Source organism: uncultured Rhodoblastus sp., from assembly GCF_903903185.1.
Classification (GTDB): domain Bacteria; phylum Pseudomonadota; class Alphaproteobacteria; order Rhizobiales; family Beijerinckiaceae; genus Rhodoblastus.
The window spans coordinates 1-3,387 of sequence record NZ_CAIUXT010000130.1; the positions used below are offsets into that span (position 1 = coordinate 1).

3 protein-coding genes are annotated in these 3,387 nt (G+C 61.8%); 2 read left to right on the forward strand and 1 reads right to left on the reverse strand.

Features of this window, described 5'->3' with window-relative positions; genetic code table 11:
- Positions 1-876: hypothetical protein (locus tag QZY01_RS11930; protein ID WP_294537445.1), on the reverse strand; the 876-nt coding region annotated here is incomplete at its 3' end.
- A gap of 458 nt (positions 877-1,334) precedes the next feature.
- Between QZY01_RS11930 and QZY01_RS11935 the strand changes: the two genes are divergently transcribed.
- Both QZY01_RS11935 and QZY01_RS11940 read left to right on the forward strand, forming a co-directional pair.
- On the forward strand, positions 1,335-2,879 hold the full coding sequence (locus QZY01_RS11935; RefSeq protein WP_294537446.1) for an AMP-binding protein: 1,545 nt from the start codon (positions 1,335-1,337) through the stop codon (positions 2,877-2,879).
- A 28-nt stretch (positions 2,880-2,907) separates the two neighbouring features.
- On the forward strand, positions 2,908-3,294 hold the full coding sequence (locus QZY01_RS11940; RefSeq protein WP_294537448.1) for a hypothetical protein: 387 nt from the start codon (positions 2,908-2,910) through the stop codon (positions 3,292-3,294).
- The last annotated feature ends 93 nt before the right edge of the window (positions 3,295-3,387 follow it).

Here is a 3,387-nt window from a genome sequence, read left to right on the forward strand (position 1 = left end):
GCCGGCGCGGGCGATGAACAGCCGGGTGTTTTCCGCCCGCAACGCCGCCAGCGCGCGCGCCACGATCAGCAGATCGGCGGGCGTATAGCGCCGGTTCTCCACGAAACGGCTGGCGACGCTCGGCGGAACCCGCAGACGCGCCAGCGTCGCCTTGACCTCTTCGACGATCTGCGCCGAAGTCTTTTCCAACAATGTGCCGCGAATGGTATCGACCGTCGAGGTGGAGCTGACGGCCGCGCCGGCGCCGCCGGGGATCGCCGTCAGCGCCGCCCGGATCGAAAGGCCGCCCAAAGCCGAGGCGGTGGCGACATCGTTGAGCCTGGACGCGAGCGGCGCGAAATCGGTGTAGGGATCGACGCCGAGTTCGACGCCCAGCGCGCGGCGCGCCGCGTCGATCCCGAGCAGGCTGGTGGCGACATTGTCGCGGTTGGCCTGACGGTTGTCGATGGCCGCGCCGATGCGGCCGAACATGTTGGCGACCCCGGACATTGATTTCTCGAGCGTCGCCTTGGGATCGGCAATCAGGTCCTGACCAAAGACCAGAGGCGCCTGGGCCGCCTTTCCGGCGGCTTCCATGAAGACGGTCGACTCGGACATCGCCTGCAACTTGCGCAGGGCGCGGAGCTCGCGGACGCGCTCGCGAATCAGATCCTCGCCATCGACGTCAAAGGCGCCATAGCGGGTGCGCAGGACGAAAAGCCGCAGCAGGCCGTCGCTGCGCACTTCCGGGTCGATGCGATAATTCGGGCCAGTGGCCTCGGCGCCCAGCACGGTTTCCGCCTGCGCCGTTGGCGGGGCTTCAAACGCCCGCGCCGCGTGCGGAATCGCCAGGCTGAACAAGATTGCGGAAACAGCTTTGCCCCAGGAACAAGTCATCGTCATCAGCCCGATTGCGGCCGCTTGAACTTCGCGGCGCCCATCCGCGTTATCGAATTGATTCTGGCCGCATGTCCAGATCAAAGTTGCAGGCGGCGCTGGCGAGGCTTGCGATGACAAAGGGGTTGGCGCCTTTCCGGCGCGCGGCCTTGGAAAGGACGATTCAAGCGCTGGGTGAACGACTGCTTTTTGATAATGATGGCGCGGCTTCAGCGGGGACGGCAATGACCGCAGCTGGCGCGAATCTGGCGGCCAGACGTCGTTTCGAGCGGCCGCTATCTGCGGTTGGGAGCTTCTGCGCCGCCTGGGCGTTGTGTTTCTGGCACGCGGAGAGCTGGGAGTTGGGGGGGGGAGTGGTCGGCAAGGAGGTTACTTCCATATTCGAGGCGGACCTCCGAGACCGACTTCGATGATTTCGAGATAGCCGCTTTTTAATAAGACGCCTTTTTCTGGCGCCCATGGAACTGCGGCGAACCAACGGGGGTTCTCGCTCCATAGGCCTGCTGGCGAAACAAATATTTGGGAGTTGTTCGGTGAATATTTCAGCGCCTGAAGATTTGCTCTCCCGCCCTTGGCTTTCCGAATATCCCCCCGGCGTGCCGGCCGATATAAACCTGAATGACTATGCCAACCTGGCGGACTTTTTGGAGAGAGCTGCAACGCGATATGACGAAGCCGTCGCTTATCACTCGCTTGGCGTTGAGTTCAGCTACCGTCAGCTCGACACGTATTCCAGGCGTCTGGCGGCTTATTTCCAGCAGGATTTGCGGTTGCGGAAAGGCGATCGCATTGCGCTGATGATGCCGAATGTCCTGCAATATCCCGTCGCCTTGTTCGCAGCCCTGCGCGCCGGCCTGGTCGTCGTCAACGTCAACCCGATGTTCACGGCGCCCGAACTGGTTGCGTTGATCGAGGATGCGCGCCCGCGGGCGATCGTGGTGCTGGAAACCTTCGCCGCCACATTGCAACGCGCCCTCAAAACGACGCCGGTCGAAACCGCAATCGTGGCGCGGATCGCGGAACTCCAGCCTTTTCTCCGCTCCCTGATCGTCGATTACGTGGTCCGCAAGAAGAAAAAACATGTGCCGGCATGGAATATTCCTGGCTCGGTAAAGTTCCGGGAGGCAATGCTGGCCCACCCTATCGGCGTGTTGCGAGCGCCAGTCTTGTCCCGGGACGACATTGCTTTTTTACAGTACACAGGTGGGACCACCGGTGCGGCGAAAGCCGCCGTCCTCACCCACGGCAACGTCCTTGCGGAGGTGCTCGCCGCAGCAGCTTGCATGGCGCCGTTTGTTCGGCCCTGCGCCGAGACGACATTGGTCGCGCTTCCGATGTATCATGCCGCCGGGCTGTTCTGCCAATGCCTGTCGGCGATTCAATTGGGAATGAAGGCGGTTCTGGTCATCAACCCGCGCGACATTCCCGCCCTAGTCAAGGATTTCGCAACCCACAAGCCGTCATGGTTCGGAGGGCTGAATACGCTGTTCAACGCGCTGCTGAATAATGCGACGTTCCAGCAACTCGATTTCTCGGCCTTGCGCTATACATTGGCCGGTGGGACCGCGACACAACCCATTGTCGCCGAGCGCTGGCAAGCGCTGACGGGCTGCGCGATCCTCGAATGCTATGGCCTGTCGGAAGTGGCGGGGGCCGCAACTGTCACGCCAATGACGCGCACCCATTTTGACGGTTGCATAGGCGCGCCGATACCTTCCGTCATCGTGGAGATCCGCGACGCCGCCGGAGCCGTTGCCCCGTTTGGCGAGCCCGGCGAAATTTTCATCAAGGGCCCGATCGTCATGCAGGGATATTATAATCAGCCGGAGGAGACGGCCAAGGTTTTGGGCGAAGACGGGTTTTTTGCCACCGGCGATATCGGCGTGATGGATGACCGAGGCGTCATCAAGATCGTCGAACGCAAGAAAGACATGGTGCTAGAGCGGTTTCCGAGCTGGCTGAATCGATTGCGATTCCCAAATCGGCGAATTTGTGATTCATGATTCTCGCCGTGCGAAGGAGGCGGCGGGAATGGCGCTTTCCGATGACCTACGCCAACGCGTCGTGGATGGGGTCGTTTCAGGCGGCTTGTCGCGCAATGAAGCAGCCCGACGCTTCGAAATCAGCATCGCCAGCGCGGTGCGCTGGGTCAAACTCTATCTGACAACGGGCGAGATTTCGCCCCGGCCCGCGGGCGGAGACCGTCGCTCCGGGCGTATCGAGGCGCATCGCGCTTATCTTCTGGGCTTGATCCGGCGCGCGCCGGACAGCACGCTCCTGGAGATCCAGCAGAGGCTCATCGCCAACTGCGGCGAGCATTTTTCGGTCTCCGTTCTTTGGCGCTTCTTTGATCGCCATGGGATCACATTCAAAAAAAAACGGCGCACGCCGCGGAGCAGCAGCGTTCGGACGTGTTGAAGCAGCGTCGGGAATGGTTTGACGGCCAGCCCGGTCTCAATCCAGGGAAACTGGTTTTCATCGACGAAACCGCAGCCTCCACCAATATGGCGC

Excerpts from the sequence above, each read along its gene's own strand:
- QZY01_RS11935 (WP_294537446.1), top strand. The coding sequence starts at position 1,335 with ATGGAACTGCGGCGAACCAACGGGGGTTCTCGCTCCATAGGCCTGCTG.
- QZY01_RS11940 (WP_294537448.1), top strand. The coding sequence starts at position 2,908 with ATGGCGCTTTCCGATGACCTACGCCAACGCGTCGTGGATGGGGTCGTT.